Source organism: Nocardioidaceae bacterium SCSIO 66511, assembly GCA_023100825.1.
GTDB lineage: Bacteria > Actinomycetota > Actinomycetes > Propionibacteriales > Nocardioidaceae > Solicola.
Genome location: CP095846.1, coordinates 211,465 through 234,294, shown reverse-complemented (window position 1 = coordinate 234,294; position 22,830 = coordinate 211,465). Strand labels below are relative to the sequence as shown.

The window sequence follows — 22,830 nt, the reverse complement described above, 5'->3', positions numbered from 1 at the left end:
CGCAACCATGAAGTCCTCAACCAACCTCCCTAAGCTGCGGATGCGTTCGTTGGCCGCACTGGCCGCAATCGGCCTCGTTCTGACCGGTTGTGGACTCGACGACGAACCCAAGGCCAAGTCGGGCGACCTCGCTGAAGACGCAGACCTCGACGGCGCCAGCCTGACCGTCGGCGGCAAGGAGTTCACCGAGCAGCTCATCTTGTGCGAGATCACCGCGCAGTCTCTCGAGTCCGCCGGCGCCGACGTCAACCGCAAGTGCGGGCTGGCCGGCAGCAACACAACCCAGGCTTCGTTGAAGTCCGGCGACATCGACATGTACTGGGAGTACACCGGCACCACCTGGATCAGCTACCTCAAGCACACCGATCCGATCCCCGATGCGCAGAAGCAGTACGACGCCGTCGCCGAGGAAGACCTGAAGAAGAACGGCATCGAGTGGCTCGATCCGGCGCAGTACAACAGCACGTACGCGATCGCCGTCGCCAGCGACAAGGCCGACGAGCTCGGCGTCAAGAGCCTCAGCGACTACGCGGAACTCGCCAAGTCCAACCCCGATGACGCCTCCATGTGTGTGAACTCGGAGTTCGAGGCCCGCAACGACGGCCTGCCCGGCCTGGAGAAGAAGTACGGGTTCGAGCTGCCCTCCAGCGCAGTCAAGACCATCGCCATGGGCACCATTCCGAAGGCAGTCTCCGAGGGCAACCCCTGCAACTTCGGCGACATGACGTCGGTCGACGGCCGCATCCCCGCCCTCGACCTCACCGTGCTCGAGGACGACAAGAGCTTCTTCCCGATCTACAACCCCGCACCGAACGTGAACAAGGACGTCCTCGCCGACAACCCCGACATCGCCAAGGTACTGAACCCGATCGCCGCCGCGCTCGACGAGGAAGCGATCCAGAAGCTCAACGCGAAGGTCGACATCGACGGCCTCCAGCCCGAGGACGCAGCCGAGGAATGGCTGCAGGAGCACGACTTCATCGGCTGACGCCGGACGCAAGAACGCTAAACGACTGCGTGTGCGCCAGGGCAGGTCCAACTGCCCTGGCGCACATGTCTTCAAGCGTTTGGGGCATGAATCCGAAACATCGGTCCCGTGCTGCACATGTATCGGTGACCAGACCTATTGAACTGCCGGATCGCGGAGCGACCCGTGTGGCAGGTCGAGTTCCTTCTCGGCGACGTCGGTTGCCATTAGAAGGACTTCGAGTGGCAGCTTCGGGTCGGCATTGAGGTCGGCGCTCAGGCCATCGACGGCGACCAGGATTTTCAGCGCGACGGTTTCAGGTTGGGCGGTGTCGAAGTCGCCAGCGTCGACGCCGGATTGGATGAGTTTGGCGAGTCGGTCGCGCCAGTGGTCGCCTTGGACGATGACGCGGGATCGAAGGGTTGGTCGGTAGCGCGCGAGGTGGCGAGCGTTGAGCCAGAGGCGGTTGACGTCATGGAACTTCGCGGAGAGCGCGAGTGATAGGAACCGCGCGAGTTGCTGCTTTGGGGTGTCGTCTTCGTTTAGAGGTAAGAGGCTCGACAGTTCGGCTTCTGCGACGGTGCCGAAGGTCTCGGCGACGAGGTCTTCGGCGACGGGGAAATAGTGCCCGATCGTGCCTGGCCGGATCTGGAGCATGTCGGCGATGCGCCGAAGCGTGATGCATTCAAGGCCTTCGGTCAACGCCAACTGTGTGGCGGCGTCGATGATCTCGGCGCGGCGCTCGGCCGGACGCTTACGGGTGCGTTGCGGTGGAGGGCTTGACGTCATGGCGACCATGCTATTGGATGAGTGTCCAATACGCTATTGGGCACGCGCCCGATAGAGATGGCTGGAGAGTTCGATGGCTTGGTCGCAGCGATTGGAAGCCCGCGCGGGCTCCGTCGACCGTCGGACGTTCTTGCGTGCCGCTGCGGCGGCCGGGGTGCTACTCGGCGCCGGCGTGAGCGCATGTGGTGTCGAGTCGACTTCGGACGGCCTGGGTAAGCGCCTCGTGCTTCGCCAGCTCGGCGAGATGTCGAACCTCGATCCCGCGTTCGCCGTCGGTCAGCCGGACTACGAGCTGATGGTCTGCGTGTACGAGGGTCTGGTGGGTTATCCACCCGGCACGATGCACTCCGTCTCGACGATTGCCGAGGAAATGGACGTCAACGAGGACGGTACGCGGATACGGTTCCGTGTCCGGCCGGGCGTACGGTTCCACGCAGGGTATGGCGAGGTCACGGCCGAGGACGTGAAATTTTCGTTCGAACGCATCGCCGGTGTCGACGGTCACCATCTGAGTTCGCCGTACGCCCTCGACTGGGGGACTCTTGAGCAGGTCCGGGTGACCGGACGCTACACGGGCGAGATTCGCCTGAAGGCGCCGTTCGCGCCGCTGTTCCGGACGACGCTGCCGCTGTTCTCCGGATTCGTGCTGTCGAAGCGGGCGACGACCGAGCGCGGAGATCGTTACGCCACCAGTCCGATCGGAACCGGCCCGTACGAGTTTGTCGAATGGGAACCGCGGCAGTACGCGTTACTGCGCAAGTTCGACGGCTATTCGGGTTCGAACTCCGAGTACGCGCACCCGGTGATCTGGGATGAGATCGAGATCAGGGGAATCCTGAACGACAACTCCGCCGCGATCGGGTTGACGACCGGGGAGCTCGACTACGGAGCGATCGCGCCGATCGACGCACCCCGTCTGCGCGGCGACGACGGGTTCGCCGTCGATCGACACCTGTCGTTCGACTACACGTTCATAGGTATGAACGAGAAACACGAGAAGCTGCAAGACAAACGCGTGCGGGAGGCGGTTCGCGCCGCCATCGACGTCGACTCGATCCTCGCCGCAGCCTTCGACAATGCCTACGACCGGGCGACGGCGATCGTCCCGCCCACCATGGGAATCGGCTACTGGGAGGACGCCCCCGTACGAAAGCCTGACCCTGAGCGTGCGCGCGAGCTGATGGCCGAGGCGGGTGCAACCGACACGACGTTCAATCTGACGGCCGCGACCGACCAGGAGGCGTCGGACGTCGTCCTGCAGGTAGTCCAGGCGAATCTGCGAGAAGCGGGAATCGCGAGTGAGATCTCCATGCAGGAGCCCGGCACCTTCTACACCCTCGGCGGCAGGGTGCAGGCGGCGCGGGAGATCTTCTACGCCGGCTTCAACGGACTGCCCGATCCGTTCTACTCCACCGTGTGGTTCACGTGTAGCCAGATCGACAAGTGGAACTACCAAAGCTACTGCGACAAGACGTTCGACCACCTCAATGACCGTGCCACCCGCACGTTGGACGAGGACGAACGTGATCGACTCTACGTGGAGATGCAGCGCCGCTGGGACGATGCCTGCAACACCGTGTGGGTGACCTGGCAGACGACGACCTACGCCGGCAACACCGAGGTCGCGCCGAGCATCGGCAAAGACGGCCGCATGCTGCCGTGGAACTTCAGGAAACAGGCCTGATGCTCTCGTACACGCTTCGCAGGATCCTGTCGGCCGCCGTGGTCGTTCTCCTTCTCCTCGCCGCGGTCTCCGTACTGGTGCACATCCTCCCGGGAGATCCGGTTCGGCTCATGCTGGGGCCAAAGGCGCCGCCGGCGCTGTCGGCTCGGGCGCGCGAGGAGATGGGTCTGGACTCGTCGATACCGGCGCAGATATGGGACTTCATCGTCGGCGCCGCTCACGGTGACCTCGGCCGTGATTTTGTGAGCCGCGAGCCGGTGATGTCCCTTATCGGCAAGGCGTTACCGCATACCCTGTTGCTCGCGGTGGGCTCGTTGTGCGTGGCGATCGTCGGCTCGCTTCTACTCGGCGTCGTCTCGGCCAACCGCCCCGGTGGATGGCTCGACCGGATTGTCGGTACGGCGTCGGTCGGCATCCTCTCGATCCCGGCGTACGTCGTCGGTCTGTTGCTCCTGCTGGTGTTCGCGGTCCAGCTGGAGTGGTTTCCCGCCATCGGTACGGGCGACTTGACGGACCCGCTCGACTACCTGTCTCACCTCGTGCTCCCGGTGCTGTCGCTGGCCCTGGTATGGGTGGGGTACCTGGCCCGAATTGTGCGCTCCTCGATGCTCGAGGTGTTGTCGACCAACTACATCCGGTCCGCGCGCGCGTACGGAATCCCGAGGCGCCGTGTGCTGTACCAACTCGCACTCCGCAACGCGATGATGCCGGTGGTGGCGCTCCTCGGCATCGCCCTCGGCGAGCTGATCGGCAGCGCGATCTTCATCGAAGTCATCTTCACGCGCGACGGCTTGGGCACGCTCGTCTACAACGCGATCACCGACCGGAACTATCCCGTCATCCGCGGCGGGGTGGTCACCATCGCCGTGCTGTTCGTCGTCGCGAATCTGCTCGCCGACCTCGCGAACCGAGCCCTCGACCCGCGTACCAAGGAGGGGGCGGCGTCATGACAGATTCAGTTGCCGCGTCGACACGACCGAGCAGATTCAGCGCTCCGGGGCGTTTCGTGCGCCGAGTCGCCCGCAGCGGCGCCGGCACGTTCGGCATTGTCGTCGTCGGTATGGTCATCCTGGTCGCGATCTTCGCACCGTGGATCTCGCCGTACGACCCGACTGCGATCGACGTTCCCCGCCGCATGGAAGGACCCTCGACCGACTTCTGGCTCGGCACCGACCAGCTCGGGCGCGACCTGCTGTCACGGATCATCGGCGGCACACGCATCGCCCTGAAGATCGCCGGAGTGTCTGTACTGATCGGCCTGTTGATCGGGGTTCTCCTCGGACTCATCGCCGGATACCTCGGCGGCATCGTGGACACCGTCCTCGTGATCGTCTTCGACGCGGTGCAGTCGTTCCCCGCGGTGATTCTCGCGCTGACCGTCCTCGCGCTGCTCGGCTCATCGACGACCGGCATGATCCTCATCATCGGCGTCGCCATGGTGCCGGGTTTCGCGCGCGTCACGCGCGCGTCGGTGCTCACCGTCAAGCAGAACGCGTACATCGACGCCGAACGCAGTCTCGGCGCAGGTCGCCTCCGGATCCTGTTCGTCCACGTGCTGCCCAACGTCGTTGCGCCGCTGCTCGTGCTGACTGCAATGAACATACCGTCCGCGGTCGCCGTCGAATCGGGCCTTGCGTTCCTCGGTCTAGGAGTGCAGCCGCCGACGCCGGATTGGGGCGTCATCCTCAATGAGGGCTTCGAGCGGATCTTCCTGTCACCGTGGCCCGTGGTGTGGACCTGCCTGACTCTCGCGATCGTGACGCTCGGTTTCACCTTCCTCGGTGAACGGCTGCGCGACGTGCTCGATGTACGCACCGACTCCGAGAGCGAGGCGCTGTGACGAACGCGATCGAAACAAGACCGGCACTGCAGGTAAGGGACCTGGGCGTTGCGTACCGCATGGCAGGTCGGCAGTACGCCGCCTTGCGCGACATCGATCTCGACGTAGGACCCGGCGAGATCATGGGTGTCGTCGGAGAGTCCGGCTGTGGCAAGTCGACCCTTGCCGCCGCCATCCTGGGCATCCTCCCGCCCGGCGGCTCAATCACTGCCGGCACCGTTGACGTGTGCGGAACCGATGTGGCGGCTATCGGCGGCGAGGAGCTGCGCAGGCTTCGCGGACCCGGCGCGTCGATGATCTTCCAAGACCCGTTCACTAGCCTCAACCCTGCATTCACCGTCGGGTATCAGCTCTGCATCGTCCAAGCCGCCCACGACACCGGCGGATCACGTCGCGAGCAACGTCGACTCGCACAGGCGACGCTGACCGAGGCCGGCATCCCCGATGCCGCGGCCGCGATGGCGGCCCATCCGCATGAGCTGTCCGGCGGGCAGCGCCAACGTGTGATGATCGCGATGGCCCTGCTGCTGAAGCCGAAACTGTTGATCGCCGACGAACCGACATCGGCGCTCGACGTCACGATGGAGGCGCAGATCCTCACGCTGCTGCGCAAACTTCGCGACGACCACGGCACCGCGATCGTATTCGTGTCTCACGACCTCGGATCCGTCGCCCAGTTGTGCGACGCGGTCACCATCATGTACGGCGGCCGCGTCGTCGAGTCGGCGCCGACCGGCCAGCTGTACGCGTCACCGCAGCACCCGTACACGCGGGCCCTGCTCGAGGCAGTGCCGTCCTGGCGGCGCCGAGTGGACAATCTCGCGACGATTCTGGGCCGTCCACCGTCGCTGACCGACGAACTGCCCGGCTGCGTGTTCGCTCCCCGATGCGGCGCCGTACGCGACGCGTGCACGGCCGCGGAGCCCGCGCTCCTACCGGCAGGCGGCGGGGTCGCCCGGTGTTTGATCCACGACCCGGAGTCGGAGTACCGAGCACAGCCCGATCTCGTGGTGGGGGCGGAACAGTGAGCGAATCTCTCCTTGTGTCGGCGAAGGCGGTGTCGACCCACTTCTCGCGCCGTTCCCTGCTCGACCGTACGCCCGCCGTCCAGGCCGTGAACGATGTCTCGCTCGCGATGCAGTTCGGGGAGCGGCTCGCGCTCGTCGGCGAATCGGGGTCGGGCAAAACCACGCTGGCGCGCTCGATGCTCGGCCTCACGCCTGCGACCCACGGCTCGATCACCGTCGACGGAATCGACGTACGTCACCTGACAGGGGATAGCCGGCGGCGGCTGCGACGCACCGCGCAGTTCGTCCATCAGGATCCGCAAGGCAGCCTGAGCCCACGATCGAAGGTGAGCTCGTTGCTCACCGAGCCATACCGGATCCACCGGATCCCCCGGACCGAGCGGTGGAGCGCCGGCGAACTGCTCGAAATGGTGGGTCTCAACCCCGAGCAGGCGGACAAGTATCCGCACGAACTGTCGGGTGGTCAGGCACGCCGGGTCGGTATTGCGCGAGCACTCGCGCTGCGGCCGAAGCTGCTGGTGGCCGACGAGCCCACCGCCGGGCTTGACGTGTCCGCGGCGGGCGACATTTTGAATCTGATCAAGAACGTCTCGACCGAGTCCGGCATCGGCTCCATGATCGTTACGCACAACCTCAACACGGTCGCCTTCGCCGCCGACACGATCGCGGTCATGTACCTCGGCTCGATCGTCGAGCTCGGGCCGGTCGGCGACGTGCTACACCACCCCGCGCACCCGTACACCCGCGCCCTGATCGACGCGGTCCCGGAAGCCGATCCGACGCGCGTCCGCGACCAGCCGCTGCTCGGCGGCGAGATTCCCAGTGCGCGCACACCACCGCCGGGGTGTCGCTTCCATACCCGATGTCCCCTGGTGTTCGACAGGTGCCGCACCAAGACGCCAGAACTACTCCCCGTCGCCGAGGTTCGGCGTTCCGCGTGTCACCTCAGCAGCCAGGTACTCGACGCCACCAAGGAGGAACCGACCACATGACCTCGCCCGCGATCACCGATCGTCCCCTGGACACATTTCCCCGCTCCGTGACCGAGACCGAGCACACCTGGATCCCCATGCCCGACGGCACCAGGCTCGCGGCCCGCATCTGGATGCCCGAGGACGCTGTTGACAACCCCGTACCCGGGATCCTCGAGTTCATCCCCTACCGCAAGAACGACGGAACCCATCAGGACGATGCCACCAAGGCGCCGTACTTCGCCGGCCATGGGTACGCCGTCGTCCGCGTCGACCTGCGCGGCACCGGCGACTCCGAAGGCGTCATCGAAGACGAGTACACCCAACAAGAACTCGACGACGGCGTCGCGACGATCGCATGGATCGCGGCGCAACCGTGGTGCCTCGGCAAGGTCGGCATCATGGGAATCTCCTGGGGCGGATTCAACGGACTCCAGATCGCCGCCGAACAGCCACCCGAACTCGCTGCGGTCCTCACCCTGTGCTCGACCGACGACCGCTACGCCGACGACGTCCACTACTTCGGCGGCCAACTCCTCGCCGACCAGCAACTGTCGTGGGCGACGACGATGCTCGCCTACGACGCGCGCCCGCCGGACCCCAACGTGTGGGGCGACGGCTGGCTCGACGCATGGAAGCAGCGCCTCGACGCCACACCGCCGTTCATCGACACGTGGATGACGCATCAGCGGCGCGACGAGTTCTGGCAGCACGGCTCCGTATGCGAGAACCCCGAAGCAATCCAATGTCCCGTGATGCTCGTCAGCGGCTGGGCAGACGCCTACCGCGACGCGGTCCTGCGGATGCTCGCCACGCTGACCGTGCCACGTCGCGGCATCATCGGCCCCTGGGTACATCTCTGGCCGCAGGTCGCGCCTCCCGGGCCGCAGATCGGCTTCCTCCAAGAGGCACTGCGCTGGTGGGATCGCTGGCTCAAGGACGAGCCGAACGGCATCGAGGACGAACCGGTGCTCCTGAGCTATCTACAAGACACCGTGCCGCCGCGGGCGTCCTACGACGAGCGCCCAGGACGATGGCTGGCCGACCAGCACTGGCCGTCCGAACACGTGACAGTCCAGCCGGCACGCTTGACTTCACAACAAACCGCGGTCGTGAACGGCGAAGCAACCAACGACGACCGCACCCTGTCGGTGACCTCGGTACAACCACACGGCATCGCAGGCGGGCGCTCGATCGGGTACTCCCTGTCGTACGAACAAGCCGTCGACCAGCGCATCGACGACGGCTACGCACTGTGCTTCGACACCGGCCCCCTCGACGAACCACTCGACATTCTCGGCATTCCCGAAGCCGAACTGACTCTGACCTCAAACCGCCCCCGTGCCATGGTCGCCGTCCGCCTCGTCGACGTTGCTCCCGACGGCACGGCCACCTTAATCACCCGCGGACTGCTCAACCTCGCACACCGCGACTCACACGAAGAACCAACGGACGTGCCGGTCGACACACCTATCACCGTCCGCTTTCCCTTGCACGCGATCGGATACAAAGTCCCGCCCGGTCACCGACTGCGCATAGCGATTGCGCCGACTCTCTGGCCGATGGTGTGGCCGTCGCCGACGCCCGTCACGCTCGGAGTCACCGCCGCACAGTCCGCCGTGCACCTGCCCGTCCACGTACCAGCCGCAGAGGTGCCCTTTCCGTTCACCGCTCCCGAACAGGCCGCGTACTCACACACCAAGCTCCCCGCCGACGAAACGGGAACCGTCACCCGCGACCTCGCCAGCGGGCGTACCACGGTCGTGTACGAGAACAGCGGTGGCGACCGCCTTCCCGAGGAACACGGCAGCCTTACCCACTGGGCATGGGAACGCGACACATTCGACATCGAGGACACCGACCCCACGGCCGCACGTGCAACGTCCGAACGCGAGATCAAAATCGAGCGCGGCACCTGGCGAACGCGGATCGAAGCGACCGCCCAGATGACCTGCGACACCGACACCTTCTACGTAACCACGGAACTACACGCCTACAGCGACGACCACGAAGTCTTCACACGACGCTGGGAAATGTCCTTCGCACGCGATTACACCTAACGCCGGCGGTATGACGTGGTTCGGTGGGTGCCAGGCGGGTCGCCGTTGTTTCGGTTCGGGATCGGTGTGAGTATCCGGGGATGACGATCTCGGTCGGAGCAACGGTCACTTGGGCGCAGGCGTTGGCCTGGCGGATGGCGCGGCACCTGCTCGACCCGGTCGGTTCGGAGTCGTCCGCCGGGGTAGTGCGCAGGCTCGGTGCGGTGCTATCGATGGATGAGTCGTTGGCTGAGCTCGCGGTACGGACCCGTCGTGCGACATCACGGCCCGGTGAGCTCGCGAGGTCTCTGGCAGACGGGAGCGTGATCAAGGTATTCGCGTTTCGCGGTTCGATGCATTACGTCACGCCCGAGGACGGCGGCATATACCTCGCGCTCCGATCGGCTGGACGGCAATGGGAGCTGCCGAGCTGGGTCGAGTACTACCAGCTCGCGCCGTCGGACTGGCCCGACTTTCGAGCGGCGGTGCGCGCCGCAGTCAGCGGCGGGCCGTTGACGATTGCCGAGCTCGGTGATGTGTTGACACGTCACCGTGCGTACCGCCACCTGAGGTCGGTATTCGACGATGGCGCGGGCACCCTGATCAAGCCCCTAAGCTGGCAAGGGGACCTGAGCTTCGGTCCGCCTCGCGACGGACGGCCCACCGTTCAAGGCCTCGACGACAACCCACGATGGCCGGGTGTCCCCGACCTCGACGACGCCGGTCCACGTGCCATCACCGCATACTTCCAGACGTACGGGCCGGCGACCCTCGACCAACTCCACTACTGGCTTGGCGAGGGACTCAGCGCGGGCCGCAGACGCCTCAACAGCTGGATCTCCGGGCTAGGCGATCGGCTGGTGGCGGTCGACATCGAAGGCACCACGACATATGTCCTACGCGAGGACGTCGATTCCCTCGTCGCCGCACAGCCATCGCAAAGCGTGCGGCTACTTCCCGGACATGACCAGTGGGTGATGGGCACCGGTACCAAAGACGCCCATGTCATCCCGCAATCTCGACGGGAACTCATCACCCGCAAGGCCAACCCGCTGATCGTCGGCGGCGTCGTCCGCGGAACATGGTCATGCAAACGCGACGAACTCACGATCACCTGGCGCGACGAACGACATCGACCCGACGAAGTAATCACGCAGGAGGCCGCGCGCCTCGCAACCGCCCTCGGCCACGACCACCTGAACCTGCGGTCAGCCAGCTAATCGACCGCCGACACCGCGGCCCAGCCCTGACGCAGTGGCTCAGAAACCTGCCCGGCACCGTCAGGACAGACTTCCGCCTTCGCGTGGACAGGGCCGTACGCAGGGTCAGGGGGACTGTCAGGAAAATGGTGGATCTGGTCTTGGTCTGACCGAGAGGAATGACCATGACGACGACCGATCCGAGAGATCGTGAGGTCGCAGCGGGCGAGATGATCGAGCCCGTGAGCGAAGAGGGCATTGATCAGCAGCAGTTGGCCGAGCAGCTTCTGGCGCAGGCCAAGGAACAGGGCATCGATCTGGTTGGCCCGGACGGGCTGCTCAACCAGTTGACGAAGAATGTGCTGGAGACGGCGCTCGAGGCCGAGATGGATGACCATCTCGGCTATGAACGCCATGACCCGGTGGGCCGCAACAGCGGCAACTCCCGCAACGGGACCAGGTCGAAGACAGTGCTGACGGAGATCGGCCCGGTCGAGATCGACGTTCCCCGCGACACTGACGCGTCGTTCGACCCGAAGATCGTGCGTAAGCGGCAACGGCGGTTGGACGGGATCGACGAGGTCGTGCTGTCGTTGACCGCCCGCGGGCTGACCACCGGTGAGATCGCGGCGCACTTCGACGAGGTCTATGGGGCCAAGGTCTCCAAGGAGACGATCTCGAAGATCACCGACAAGGTCGTCGATCAGATGGCCGAGTGGTCATCGCGGCCGCTCGATTCGATCTACCCGGTGATCTTCGTCGACGCCCTGGTGATCAAGGTCCGTGATGGGCAGGTGGTGAACAAGCCGTTCTATGTCGTCGTCGGTGTGACCACCAACGGTGAACGCGACATCCTTGGCATTTGGGCCGGCGACGATGGTGGCGAAGGTGCACGGTTCTGGCTGCAGGTCTTCGCCGAGCTCAAGAACCGCGGCGTGACCGATGTGCTGATCGCGGTCTGCGACGGGCTCAAGGGCCTGCCAGAAGCGATCACCACGACCTGGGAACACACGATCGTGCAGCAGTGCGTGATCCACCTGATTCGCAACTCGTTCCGCTACGCCGGGCGCCAGCACCGGGATGCGATCGTGCGAGGTCTCAAGCCGATCTATACCGCACCGTCGGAGCAGGCGGCCAAGGACCGGTTCGACGAGTTCGCGGCACAGTGGCAGGACAAGTATCCGGCGATCGTGCAGCTATGGCGCAACGCCTGGGCCGAGTTCGTACCGTTCCTCGAGTACGACGTCGAGATACGCAAGGTCATCTGCACGACGAACGCGATCGAGTCGATCAACGCCCGCTACCGCCGCGCGGTCAAGGCCCGCGGCCACTTTCCCTCCGAAGCCGCGGCGCTCAAATGCCTGTACCTCGTCACCCGATCCCTTGACCCCACCGGGAAGGGCCGAGCACGATGGACGATGCGCTGGAAAGCGCCGCTGAACGCGTTCGCGATCACGTTCCCCGGACGCCTGGACCCGACCAGCAACTAAGAACCGCCAAGGTCAGATCCACCGTTCATCTGACAGACCCGGGTCAGGCTGCGTGAGCGGCGGCCCAGTCGATGGGCCGGGTGTCGAGGCGCGTGGTGGTGCCCGCGGTCACCAGATAGTGGCGGCCCTTCGGTGATCGCCAGAGCCAGACGCCAGCGGCGGGAGAGTACACGCGCCAGTCGGTGAAGGTCTTACATCGATGGTGGTGCTTGCACAATCGATGACCGTTGCGGGCATCGGTGGACCCGACCGCGTGGTGGTCGGTGATGTGGTCGTACTCGGCGGTGCGGGCGCTCCTACTGCACGAAGGGAAGGTGCAGAGCCCGGCGTTCGCGAGTGCCGTCTGGTCCTTCAATCGCGGTGGAGCGACGTAGCCGGTGTACGTAGGGTTCGATGTCAGGTCGATGACCGGTGTGAGCGTGACCCGTGAATGGTTCAGGATCTCCGCAGCTTCGGCGCGGCTGATCGCTCCGATGCCTTCCGGGCTGTAAGTGTCGCTGGCGTGATCCCAGTGAAGGTACAGCCGAGTCGCGGGCATCGCCGCACGTCGGAAAGCATCGGGGAGTGCCTGTTCTGGATCCTTGTCGGCGGGCACGTCAGCGTCGGCAGGCCCGGAGGACGTAGCGGTCGCGGCCGACTCGGCGGCACCATCATCGTCGACGTCGTTCGGTACGTCGGCCTCGTTCGGTGCATCAGCCTCAGCAGGCTCATCGTCGGGAGTGTCTGTGTGAGCGACGATGTAGCGATGGTTGAGCACCTGCTCGTGCAGCATCGCGAGCCGGGCGGGCTCGGCGATCCAGCCGGTCGCCTCGGACTGCAACACCCCGACGGGGCGTTCGTCGCCGAGCTCACGCAACCAGCCGGTGACGATTCGCACACGCTGATCCAGCCGCGCGGCGTCGGCCTTCGACAACGACGCTTTCAGCTCGGCGACGCCAGGCTCACCATCGGTGATCGAGACGAAGCGGTTCTCGAGGTTCTGCTTGATCTCGTCATCACGCGAGGCCGGGTCGACGACTCCTGCGACCTGATCGATGATCTGCTTCATCCGTGCCGTCGACACCCGCCCCAACAGCGGCGTCGCATCAACACTCCCCGCTGCCGACAGCCGGAGGTCGACCTCGTGGGCCAACGGCTCGGAGAGGTCTCGCGTCGCCACCGCGACCTTGCGGAGCCGCCACAGCTCGATGCGGCCGTCTTCCAAAGCGGCGTACAGGATCGGCAGCCGGTAGACGATGTCGAACACATCAGCCACGAGCCGGGAGGCGGACTGCTGAGAAATGCCGAGTGCTGCGCCGATCTCGCAGACGACGAACTCCGCAACCTCGGGTGTCCCCTCGCCACCGTACGCACACACGCGCTCGGCGCCCGGCGACGCTGACGGATCCATAGCCGCGGCCTCTGCAGCGGCCTTGCGCAGATACGTGACGAGATGCTCGACCTTCTCTGCTTCCACCCGGGCAAGGCGACGATGCGCACCAACCGCACGCTCCAACGCATCGCCGGGACCGGCGAACGGCAACGGAAGCGCGGAAGGTTTCATGACGCCCACTCTCCCACCTGGGTCTGACAGTCCGGCTCGAACAGAGGGCGCAAATCGACGGTGAGTATCACGACTCGGTTACGGTCGTAGCCGAGTCGAAGTGGGTGAGCATCAGGCGACGCCGCGTTTACATCCGGTTCACAGCATCGGACTTAGCGTCGTCGCCATGACGCGAGTTCTCGTTCTCCTGATGACATTGGCCTTGCTGCTATCGGCGTGCAGCAACTCCGACGAAGCACCCACCGAGAGCACTTCTGCATCGTGCCCGGAGAAGAAGTACGCCGAGGGGCTTGATGCCTGGGCAAGGGCCGGCTTCAGCGGTACGGTCGCCATCTCCCGTGCCGGGGTGTTCGAATGCGTTGCGGGATACGGATCGGCCGACCGGGCCGACGACCGACCGAACACCCCCGACACCGTCTTCAGCATCGGCTCCATCAGCAAGGCATTCACCGCAGCGGGGATATACAGCCTGGTCGACAAGCATCGCCTTCGGCTGGGTGCGACGGCCGGCGAGATCATCCCGTCGCTACGCGGTCCGGCCGCGCACGCAACCGTACGACAGCTGTTGCTGCACACCAGCGGACTCACCGGATCCATCGGCGCCGACCACGCGCCCCTCGGGCGGCGCACCGCGATCCGACGCCTCGGACGCCTGGACCGCGCGTACCCGCCGGGGGAGCACTTCCTGTACTCGAACGCCGGGTACACACTGCTCGCGCTCATCATCGACAAGCTGACGGGGAACTACCGCGATTACCAGGAGACGCGGGTTCTCGATCAACCGGACGGCGTAGGCTCGCGCGGCTTCTGGGACGGGGAACCGGCTGCCGAATGCCCCCGCGCGATCGGCTACCTCGACGGCGGAAGGTCGACGCAGCTGGGCGAGTTCGTGGGCCCGTACTGGGCGCTCGCCGGCAATGGTGACCTGGCCATGACGACTCGCGATCTCGCGTCCTGGACATACGCGCTGTTCGATGACGACGTCGTCTCGCCGCGCTCGACCCGCGCGATCGCCACTCCTGGAGTGACCCGAGAGGACGGATCTTCGGGTACGCCTGGTTGGGTTCGCTTCCCTGCGGCTCGGTTCGGCGAGCCGGTGATCGCGACCTCGGGCGGCGGCGGAGACATCGGCCACGATGCAGTCGTCGCCTGGCTGCCGCGCAGCAAACGCGTCGTCGCCATCGCATCCAACACCCCCGTCGTACGCGCCGAAGACCTACTCGTCGCGATCGCGCCCGCCCTCGTCGAGGACGAGTCCGTCCCGCCTCCGAGCACACCGGATGTAGACGTCGACCCGGCTCGCCTGCGTGCAGCCGCGGGTACGTACACGCTCGGCGACGACACGATCGACGTCGCCGTGCACAACGACAAGCTCGTCGTGACTCCACATGGACCGGACGCAGTCGACGCTCTCTTTCCCAGGCCCGCAAGCGTTTCGGCGGATCTCGTGGCGCGGCACGAGGATGCCGTTCTCGATTTGCTGCACGGCGACAACGCCGAAGGACGTAAGGAACGTGAGCTGTTCGAATCCGACTTCGGAACGATCATCGAGATCGATCTTGCGGGAACTGCGGTCATCGACGGCGAGCTGCGTACGTACGTCACGATGAAGACGGAGTCGGAGTCCGTGCTCGGATGGTACGCATTGGACGAAGCAGGGGCGATCTCCGCAGCAGAGGTGCCGACCGATCCGCCGACTGCGGGCTTCGTACCCATCGGCGGCGACCGCTTCCGTACGGATGACCCGAGTGGAGACGCCCCCGACGTGACTCTCACGTTCTCGAAACGGGACGTGGCCATCGCCTCGCCGGATGGCACGGTTCGCGCCGACCGAGCGGCAGGCTGAAACCTGGGAGACTCGCGATATGCGAATCCTGCTCGTAGAGGACGATGCCGACCTCGCCGACGTCGTCGCACTCGGCCTCCGCAACGAGGCGTACGCCGTCGACGTCGCCGGGACGTACGCACAGGCCGACGAGCTGCTGACGACAACGGCGTACGACGTTGCGTGCATCGATCTCGGCCTCCCCGACGGGAATGGTGCAGACCTCGTCGCTCGCGTGGGGACCGACAGAATGCTCAACCGTCCGGGCCGCGTACTGATCCTGACGGCACGCGACAGCGTCGCCGATCGCGTCGCAGGTCTCGATGCCGGGGCCGACGACTACCTGGTCAAACCGTTCGACTTCGCGGAGCTGGTAGCACGAGTCAGGGCGCTTTCTCGCCGCAAGGACGCCGATGGCGCGAAACTGCGTGTGGGCGACCTGGAACTCGATCTGGCAGCGCATCGAGCCAGCCGCGGCGTCACCGACCTGTCGCTGACCTCGCGAGAGTACGCACTATTGCGCTACTTCATGCATCATCCGGACGAGGTGCTGTCGGCGGAAGACCTGCTGGAGCACGTGTGGGATGCCAACGCCGATCCGTTCACCGCGTCCGTACGAGTGATCCTCAGCCGACTGCGGCGCAAGCTCGGCGATCCGTCGCCGATCGTCACGATCACCAACTCGGGCTACGTGTTGCGGAGTGCACCATGAGGAACGCATGGCGGTCGCTGCGGGTGCAGCTCGCGGTCTTGGGCTTTCTGGCGATCTACGTACCGGTGCTGTTGCTCTTCGGTGTCACGTCCGCGACCGAGAGCGACCAGACCGTGACCCGCGACGGCGAGACGACCACATCGAGTACGTCGGACGGTTCCGCGCTGCCGATGTGGACGGTGATCGCGCTGCTACCCGTTGCCGGCGGACTCGCGTGGTGGCTCGCTGGTCGCGCCGTACGTCCGATCGAGCGCGTACGTCGGGTGGCCGAGGACATCGAGGCATCCGATCTGAGTCGGCGGATCGACCTCACCTCAGGTCCCGTGGAGATACGTGCCCTCGCCGACAGCTTCGACGCGATGCTCGAACGTTTGGAGACCGCCGCTCGAGACCAACGACAGCTGATCGAGGACGCGAGCCATCAACTGCGTACGCCGCTGACGGTCGTCACGACCAATGCCGACGTACTCCTCGACCACGAAGATCCATCGATCGAGCTCTACCGTGCAGGTCTCGAACGATCACGATCGGCGGCCGCCCGGATGCGCGAGACCATCGATGATCTTCTCGTCGACGCGCGCGGACGTGCGCGCACGATCGATCGCAAACCTGCCGACCTGGTGTCGATCGCACGATCGGTTGCGTCGGACGTACGCGTGCTCGCCGAGTCGCAAGAGGTCGTCCTGGATCTCGACGGACCAGCAGTCCTCGCCTGTGCTGTTGACACCGCAACCGTGCAGCGGGCATTGGCGAACCTCGTCGACAACGCGATCCGCTATGCACCGGCACGTACGTCGGTACGCGTGGCGGTGTCGGCGGCCGACGCGTACGCCGATGTCACCGTCACCGACCACGGCCCGGGTATCCCGGAAACCGATCAGAACAACGTATTCGAGCGATTCGGTCGTGCCGACGAGTCCGCGTCCGGTAGTGGGCTCGGGCTCGCGATCGCGCGACAGGTCGCGCTTGCACACGGCGGCGACGTCACCCTCCGGTCGCCGGGGCCGGACGGCGACGGATGTGAGTTCCGGCTCCGCCTACGGCGCTGACTGCGCCGGCTCGCCAAGAGGCAGGATGCCGAGCAGCTCGTGTCGGTGCGGGATGAGTCCACGACATGACCCGGCCGCACGCTCATCGTCGAGACCGGCGAGCAGCACAGTGCCGACACCGCGCTCCGCAGCCCAGAGATACGCGTTCTGTGCGGCGAGGCCGACCTCGATCCAGGCGAACCGCTCACCGTGGTCCGCTGGCTGGTCAGGGAAGCGCTCGCGAGCGGCGGCGACATCGGCACTCAGCAGAATCGCGGCCGGGCAGCCCGGGAGCCAACTGCCGGCATCCAGACTGGCGTCCGCAACGGCCTGCCGCTGATCACCTGATCGCGTGATCGCCAAGGTGTGTTCGGCCGGGTCGTAGAGGTACGCGCCCATCGCAAGCCCGTCGATGTCTCCAGCAATCAGAGTCGCGGCGACGGGGTAGGTTGCCCGAGCAGACGCACCCACGCGGCGCCCGCCCGTCGTCGTACCCGCGACGGTCCACAGAGCGTGCGAGACATCGGCCAGGTTCAGCGGTCGGCCCGTGAACTCCTTCGTCGAACGACGGCTGAGCAGGATGCGGTCGAGCCGGTCATCGTGCCGGATGGCCGGTAAGGCGTGGCCCCCGGTCATGACTCGGGCTCAGCCGCGGAACGCGGGCAGCCCGGTCATCGCCTGGCCGACGACCAACGTGTGCATCTCGACCGTGCCCTCGTACGTGAGCACCGACTCGAGATTGTTGGCGTGCCGGATCACGGGGTACTCCAGCGAGATGCCGTTGGCGCCGAGGATCGTACGCGCGGTGCGGCAGATCTCGATCGCCTCGCGTACGTTGTTCAGCTTGCCGAGGCTGACCTGCTCGGGGCGCAGCCGTCCGTCGTCCTTTGCCCGCCCGAGGTGGAGGGCCAGCAGTACGCCCTTGGAGTACTCCAAGGCCATGTTGGCGAGCTTCTCCTGGGTCAGCTGGAAGCCGGCGATCGGCTTGCCGAACTGCTCACGCTCACCCGCGTACGAAAGGGCGGTCTGGATCGACGAGCGCGCGGCACCCATCGAACCCCAGACGATGCCGTACCGCGCTTCGTTCAGGCACGACAACGGGCCCTTCAGTCCGGAGACCTCGGGCAGGACGGCGTCGGCCGGCAGGCGTACGCCGTCGAGCACCAGCTCGCTGGTCACCGATGCACGCAGCGACATCTTGTGCTTGATCACGGGGGCGGAGAACCCCGGTGTGTCGGTCGGCACGATGAAGCCCCGGATCTTGTCGTCGGTCTGTGCCCACACAACCGCGACATCGGCGACAGAGCCGTTGGTGATCCACATCTTGCGACCGTCGAGGATCCAGTCGTCGCCGTCGCGTCGAGCGCGCGTACGCATGTTGCCCGGATCGGATCCGTGATCGGGTTCGGTCAACCCGAAGCAGCCGATCAGATCACCGGCGGCCATGCCCGGCAGCCACGCCTGCTTCTGGTCTTCGCTTCCCCAACGCCAGATCGCATACATGGCAAGGGAGCCCTGTACCGAGACCATCGACCGGATGCCCGAGTCGGATGCCTCCAGCTCGAGGCATGCGAGGCCGTACTCCGTCGCGCTCATCCCGGCACAGCCGTAGCCCTCCAGGTGCATGCCGAGCAGGCCGAGTGCGCCAAACTCCTTCGCGAGACCTCGTACGTCGGGCAGCTCACCTGCCTCGAACCACTCCGCGACGTACGGATCGATCTTGTCGTCGCACAATTGACGTACGGAGGCGCGTACCGCCTTCTCGTCGGCACTCAGTTGAGCGTCGATGCCGGCAGGGTCGAGCGGGTCGAACGCGGGCGGGGTGCTTGCGGTGCTCATGTTCTCCTCGTTTCGGCCGCCAGGGAACGGCGGACGTCGTCGTAGTGCTGCGCGAGCGCTGGCGGAGGCGTTGGTATACCAACCGTACTCCGCGGCTTCTACCGACCCGGCCGCACCTGCGGACATACCGATCGCCGGACGCCGGTTCGAGTACGCCCGCGACGTCAGCCCATCGTCAACCCGGTGTCGCCGCTAGAGACGCAACACGTCAACGGCCGATCGCGCGGCATCGCCGATCGCGCCGTCGGCCTCTGGCTGCAGCAGGGCCGGTACCGAGGAGGCAGTGAGCGCGGCGATCGCTATCCGGTCGCCGCCGACCGTCGACACAACGCCGACGTCGTGTCGCAGGTTGAAGAACGTTCCGGTCTTGCTGGCGACACGTACCGAGTCCGACGCGAGCGCGGGCGCCATCCGGTTGCTGGTGAGCTGACGCGCCATCAGCGTACGTACGCGCTCTGTCGCCTCGGGAACGCTGACCCGATCGGTCCAGATCAGATCCAGCACGAGCACCAGACCACGCGCCGTACCGCACGACGCCGACGCGACATCGAGAGCAGGCAGCTCATGTCCGCCGCCGCCCGTTGTGGCCCGGATCGCCAGCTCCAGCGCTAGCCGCTCATCGGCGGCGGCCGCGTAGATCGCGTCGAAGAGCGTTCGGACCGGATGACGGATGACGACTCCCTCGCAGCCCCATCCGGACAATGCCGCAGTGACTCGCTTCGGCGGCACGAGGTCGAACACCGCGTCGGCGGCCGCATTGTCGCTCAGGGCCAACATCGAGTAGATGAGGTCCTCGAGTGCAACCGTGGTCGCGTGCCGGTACGCGGAGACACCCGTCGCACCCGACGTACGGTCCTCCGGACGCAGCTCGACGCAGAGATCACGGGCCAGCTCGCCCTTGGCGATCAGATCGAGCGTCACGAGTGCGAGCGGCAGCTTCACAACTGACGCGAGCGGGTACGCGACGTCGGCGTCGAAGCCGAGCTCCTCCCCGGTGTCGAGGTTGCGGGCAGCGAACCCGCCCGTCAGCCCGACGCCGTCCCACATCCGGCGTACCTCATGGGCGACTTGCACCGCTTCACCCGAATAGCCGTACGCCGACTGTGCTTCCGAGTTCACGAGGCCGCCCGCACAGGTTCCAGCCCGACCGCGCGGGCGAGCGCCGGGGCCGCGGATTCCACGCCATGCGGCACCGACGCGCCCGGCGCCAACGCGATCGCGTACGACCGGCGCAGTTCTACACCGGCGAGCTCGCGCCAACGCAGGTCGTTGCGAGTCGCCCACGCCTGCGTGCAGACGATCACGTCGCCATGTTCGTACGCGGCGGTGAGGGCGGTAGTACGCGACGACCCGACCACCACCTGATCCGGGCGCAGACCCGCACCACGCGCGGCGCGACGGACCACGTCACGTATCCACGGCACGTCATCTTCGGCGTCGACATGCACGAGGCCGGGACGCTCGGTGCGGTCACGACGACGCAGCTGGTCGAGATGGATCCGTCGACCGCGGAGGTCGTCGCCGGCAGTACCTGCTCCGAGCGGCGCGCTCATCCACGCCTCATCGGGTGGACACGGCACCAATGCCGCGGATGCTCGGCCGGCCGTGACGAGCGCGGCCCGGTCGGCGGCCGAGCCCTCCGTGAACTTGAGCGCGAGACCGGCCGCCTCGGCGGCGTGGCGCGCCGCGACGAGAGCCCGGGCGTCGACCTCGGCAGGTACGCCGAACACGAACTCGGCCGAATGTGAGCGGGCGAGCTCCTGCAGGTGCTCCGCCTTGGCCACGAGATCGGCGGCGTGCGGCAGGATCGACCGGCCGAGGGGAGTCAGCTCGACACTGCGCGACGTACGGCTCAGCAGCCGCCCGCCGAGACGCTTCTCGAGCGCCGCGACCCGCCTGCTCACCACCGGTTGCGGCACGCCACAGGCGTCGGCTCCGCGGGTGAAGCTCTCCGACTCGGCGACGGCGACGAACGCGTCGAGCTGTGACACCAAGTCCATCCAGGGACTATATCGAGACCGCATAGATCGGTGACCGATCCGTCTTGGACATGGATCCCGATCGTCGGCAACGCTCAGGCATCCACATCGACCAGAGGAGATGCCGTGCCCGATTCCGGCCAGCCGACGACCACCCGCCGAACCCTGCTCCGCGTCGGAGCCGCGGCACCAGCCGCGTACGCGGCCGCCAACCTGGTGAGCTCGTCACCTGCTGCGGCGAAGAGCCGCTCGAATGCGTTCGGCGACCTCGAGCGTGCGTACGAAACGACGATCGGGGTGGTCGCCTGGAACGTACGCACCGGAAAGCGGATCACGCATCGCCCGGACAAGCGGTTCGCGATCTGCTCGGTCTTCAAGGCGGTTGTGGCCGCGGCCGTCCTCCGCGACCACGACCGCGCCGGCGAAACGCTCGACCGGCGGGTGTACTACCCGCACCGTGACGTCCTCGAGTACGCACCGGTGACCGGCGAACACGTCAAGGACGGCATGCTCGTACGCGAACTGTGCGAGGCGGCGATCACCCTCAGCGACAACACCGCCGGCAACCTGCTGCTGCGTGAGGTCGGCGGACCGCGCGGGTTGACGGCATTCGTCCGCTCGATCGGCGATCGCACTACTCGACTCGACCGCTGGGAGGAGGCGCTCAACACCGCGCGCCCAGGCGATCTACGCGACACGACGACACCGCGCGCGATCGCGCGTACGTACAAGCGACTGCTCGTTGGCGACGCGCTCAACCATCGCGACCGGCGCCAGCTGCGCGAGTGGATGTTCGCCAATCAGACATCGCGATTCGCCGACTCGCTGCCCGACGGCTGGCGGTTGGCCGACAAGACCGGCGCGGGCGCGTATGCATCCACCAACGACGTCGGAGTCGCGTGGAATCCGGCCGGCGAGCCGATCGTGATCGCAGCGCTGACCCGCCGCGACGAGCAGGACGCCGAGACACCTGACGGCCTCTTCAGCGACATCGCGCAGGTGATCGTCGAACGTCTGGGTTGAATGCGTACGCGCAAGTCTGCTGGCAGGCTTGACCCTGACACGGTGGCAGACGGGAGAACAGAGTCATGTTGTCCATCGGAGCCTTCGCGCAGATCGGCCAGGTGACGCACCGAATGCTGCGTCACTGGGACCGAGCCGGTCTCCTCGAACCCGCTCACATCGACGAGTTCACGGGATACCGATCGTACGATCCGTCCCAGCTCGATCGCCTGCACCGCATCGTCGCGCTGCGCCAACTCGGCTTCAACCTCAACGACATCGCCGTCTTCCTCGCCGAGGACGTCGGCCCGGATCGGCTCGAGGCGATGTTGCGCGTACGACGTGCGGAGGTCGAGCAGGACCACGCGATCGCGTCGGCTCGGCTCGTCGATGTCGAGCGGAGGCTCCGGCTCATCGAAGAGGAGAGTCCCATGTCATCGGTTGAGATCATCGAGAAGTCCCTGCCCGCCGTCCGTCTCGCGGCAGGCACCGCAGTCGTCACCGAACAACCCGAGGTGCCCGGCGTTGTCGGCCCGTTGTTCGACCGGATCGCCACCGTCATCGCAGCGGAAGGCGGCGCTCTCGACACGCCGATCGCTTCGTATGCGATGAGCGAGGGCGGGCTCAGGATCACCGTCGGGTATGCCTATGCGGGCGAAGCACAACCGGGCATCGAGATCGTCGAGCTGCCCGCGGTCGAAGATGCGGTATGCGGGGTGCACCTCGGTTCGATGGACGGGATCGCCGAATCGTGGCAGGCCGTCCACGCCGAGATCATCGCCCGCGGTCGTACGCCGAGCGGCCCGTGCCGCGAACTCTACGTACGCGCAGCACCCGACCACGACCAGTCCGACTGGGTGACCGAGCTCCAACAGCCGGTGTCTGCTGGCTGAGG

At 66.2% G+C, this 22,830-nt stretch carries 20 protein-coding genes; 14 read left to right on the top strand and 6 right to left on the bottom strand.

From position 1 onward, the window contains the following. The first annotated feature begins 7 nt into the window (after nucleotides 1-7). Entirely contained in the window at nucleotides 8-988 is a 981-nt protein-coding gene (locus MU582_01050) for a glycine betaine ABC transporter substrate-binding protein (protein UPK75257.1), read from the top strand. 135 nt (nucleotides 989-1,123) lie between these two features. Here MU582_01050 and MU582_01045 read toward each other — a convergent pair whose 3' ends face one another. Beyond that, nucleotides 1,124-1,765: a TetR family transcriptional regulator C-terminal domain-containing protein gene (locus MU582_01045; protein ID UPK75256.1), complete on the bottom strand. Its 642-nt coding sequence runs from the start codon at nucleotides 1,763-1,765 to the stop codon at nucleotides 1,124-1,126. A 64-nt stretch (nucleotides 1,766-1,829) separates the two neighbouring features. Between MU582_01045 and MU582_01040 the strand changes: the two genes are divergently transcribed. From MU582_01040 to MU582_01005, 8 genes are all read left to right on the top strand, one after another. Beyond that, a complete protein-coding gene (locus MU582_01040) occupies nucleotides 1,830-3,440 on the top strand; it encodes an ABC transporter substrate-binding protein (GenBank protein ID UPK75255.1) in 1,611 nt (536 codons plus the stop codon). Beyond that, on the top strand, nucleotides 3,440-4,390 hold the full coding sequence (locus tag MU582_01035; GenBank protein UPK75254.1) for an ABC transporter permease: 951 nt from the start codon (nucleotides 3,440-3,442) through the stop codon (nucleotides 4,388-4,390). Before MU582_01040 ends, MU582_01035 begins: the two co-directional genes overlap by 1 nt. Beyond that, nucleotides 4,387-5,280, top strand: a complete 894-nt coding sequence (locus MU582_01030) for an ABC transporter permease (protein ID UPK75253.1) — start codon at nucleotides 4,387-4,389, stop codon at nucleotides 5,278-5,280. The genes MU582_01035 and MU582_01030 overlap by 4 nt, the downstream gene beginning before the upstream one ends. After that, nucleotides 5,277-6,308, top strand: a complete 1,032-nt coding sequence (locus tag MU582_01025; GenBank protein UPK75252.1) for an ABC transporter ATP-binding protein — start codon at nucleotides 5,277-5,279, stop codon at nucleotides 6,306-6,308. Before MU582_01030 ends, MU582_01025 begins: the two co-directional genes overlap by 4 nt. After that, nucleotides 6,305-7,300, top strand: a complete 996-nt coding sequence (locus tag MU582_01020; protein ID UPK75251.1) for an ABC transporter ATP-binding protein — start codon at nucleotides 6,305-6,307, stop codon at nucleotides 7,298-7,300. Before MU582_01025 ends, MU582_01020 begins: the two co-directional genes overlap by 4 nt. Beyond that, complete coding sequence (locus tag MU582_01015) at nucleotides 7,297-9,339, top strand: CocE/NonD family hydrolase (protein ID UPK75250.1); 2,043 nt, start codon at nucleotides 7,297-7,299, stop codon at nucleotides 9,337-9,339. Before MU582_01020 ends, MU582_01015 begins: the two co-directional genes overlap by 4 nt. 80 nt (nucleotides 9,340-9,419) lie before the next feature. Next, nucleotides 9,420-10,538, top strand: a complete 1,119-nt coding sequence (locus tag MU582_01010) for a winged helix DNA-binding domain-containing protein (protein ID UPK75249.1) — start codon at nucleotides 9,420-9,422, stop codon at nucleotides 10,536-10,538. Nucleotides 10,539-10,747: 209 nt separating this feature from the next. Continuing rightward, nucleotides 10,748-12,007, top strand: coding sequence for an IS256 family transposase (locus MU582_01005; GenBank protein UPK77228.1), 1,260 nt, complete (start codon nucleotides 10,748-10,750; stop codon nucleotides 12,005-12,007). Nucleotides 12,008-12,050: 43 nt separating this feature from the next. On the opposite strand, the gene MU582_01000 is transcribed toward MU582_01005, so the two are convergent. Beyond that, entirely contained in the window at nucleotides 12,051-13,550 is a 1,500-nt protein-coding gene (locus MU582_01000) for an HNH endonuclease (GenBank protein UPK75248.1), read from the bottom strand. 166 nt (nucleotides 13,551-13,716) lie between these two features. Here MU582_01000 and MU582_00995 point away from each other — a divergent pair, with 166 nt between their 5' ends. Genes MU582_00995 through MU582_00985 form a run of 3 tightly spaced genes read left to right on the top strand, consistent with a single transcriptional unit; the run spans nucleotide 13,717 to nucleotide 17,136 of the window. Further along, complete coding sequence (locus tag MU582_00995) at nucleotides 13,717-15,396, top strand: beta-lactamase family protein (protein UPK75247.1); 1,680 nt, start codon at nucleotides 13,717-13,719, stop codon at nucleotides 15,394-15,396. After that, on the top strand, nucleotides 15,362-16,087 hold the full coding sequence (locus MU582_00990) for a response regulator transcription factor (protein UPK75246.1): 726 nt from the start codon (nucleotides 15,362-15,364) through the stop codon (nucleotides 16,085-16,087). The genes MU582_00995 and MU582_00990 overlap by 35 nt, the downstream gene beginning before the upstream one ends. Continuing rightward, complete coding sequence (locus MU582_00985) at nucleotides 16,084-17,136, top strand: HAMP domain-containing histidine kinase (GenBank protein ID UPK75245.1); 1,053 nt, start codon at nucleotides 16,084-16,086, stop codon at nucleotides 17,134-17,136. Before MU582_00990 ends, MU582_00985 begins: the two co-directional genes overlap by 4 nt. Here MU582_00985 and MU582_00980 read toward each other — a convergent pair. The 4 genes from MU582_00980 to MU582_00965 form a co-directional block, all read right to left on the bottom strand. Then, nucleotides 17,125-17,751 carry a SagB/ThcOx family dehydrogenase gene (locus MU582_00980; protein UPK75244.1) on the bottom strand — a complete coding sequence of 209 codons (627 nt, stop codon included), beginning with the start codon at nucleotides 17,749-17,751 and terminating at the stop codon, nucleotides 17,125-17,127. The genes MU582_00985 and MU582_00980 overlap by 12 nt on opposite strands. Before the next feature lie 9 nt (nucleotides 17,752-17,760). Next, nucleotides 17,761-18,954 carry an acyl-CoA dehydrogenase family protein gene (locus tag MU582_00975; protein UPK75243.1) on the bottom strand — a complete coding sequence of 398 codons (1,194 nt, stop codon included), beginning with the start codon at nucleotides 18,952-18,954 and terminating at the stop codon, nucleotides 17,761-17,763. A 192-nt stretch (nucleotides 18,955-19,146) separates the two neighbouring features. Continuing rightward, a complete protein-coding gene (locus tag MU582_00970) occupies nucleotides 19,147-20,073 on the bottom strand; it encodes a class A beta-lactamase-related serine hydrolase (GenBank protein ID UPK75242.1) in 927 nt (308 codons plus the stop codon). Then, on the bottom strand, nucleotides 20,070-20,954 hold the full coding sequence (locus tag MU582_00965) for a LysR family transcriptional regulator (GenBank protein ID UPK75241.1): 885 nt from the start codon (nucleotides 20,952-20,954) through the stop codon (nucleotides 20,070-20,072). Before MU582_00965 ends, MU582_00970 begins: the two co-directional genes overlap by 4 nt. 105 nt (nucleotides 20,955-21,059) lie before the next feature. On the opposite strand from MU582_00965, the gene bla reads away from it, so the two are divergent. Both bla and MU582_00955 read left to right on the top strand, forming a co-directional pair. Continuing rightward, nucleotides 21,060-21,956, top strand: coding sequence for a class A beta-lactamase (gene bla, locus MU582_00960; GenBank protein UPK75240.1), 897 nt, complete (start codon nucleotides 21,060-21,062; stop codon nucleotides 21,954-21,956). A 65-nt stretch (nucleotides 21,957-22,021) separates the two neighbouring features. Beyond that, on the top strand, nucleotides 22,022-22,828 hold the full coding sequence (locus MU582_00955) for a MerR family transcriptional regulator (protein UPK75239.1): 807 nt from the start codon (nucleotides 22,022-22,024) through the stop codon (nucleotides 22,826-22,828). The last annotated feature ends 2 nt before the right edge of the window (nucleotides 22,829-22,830 follow it).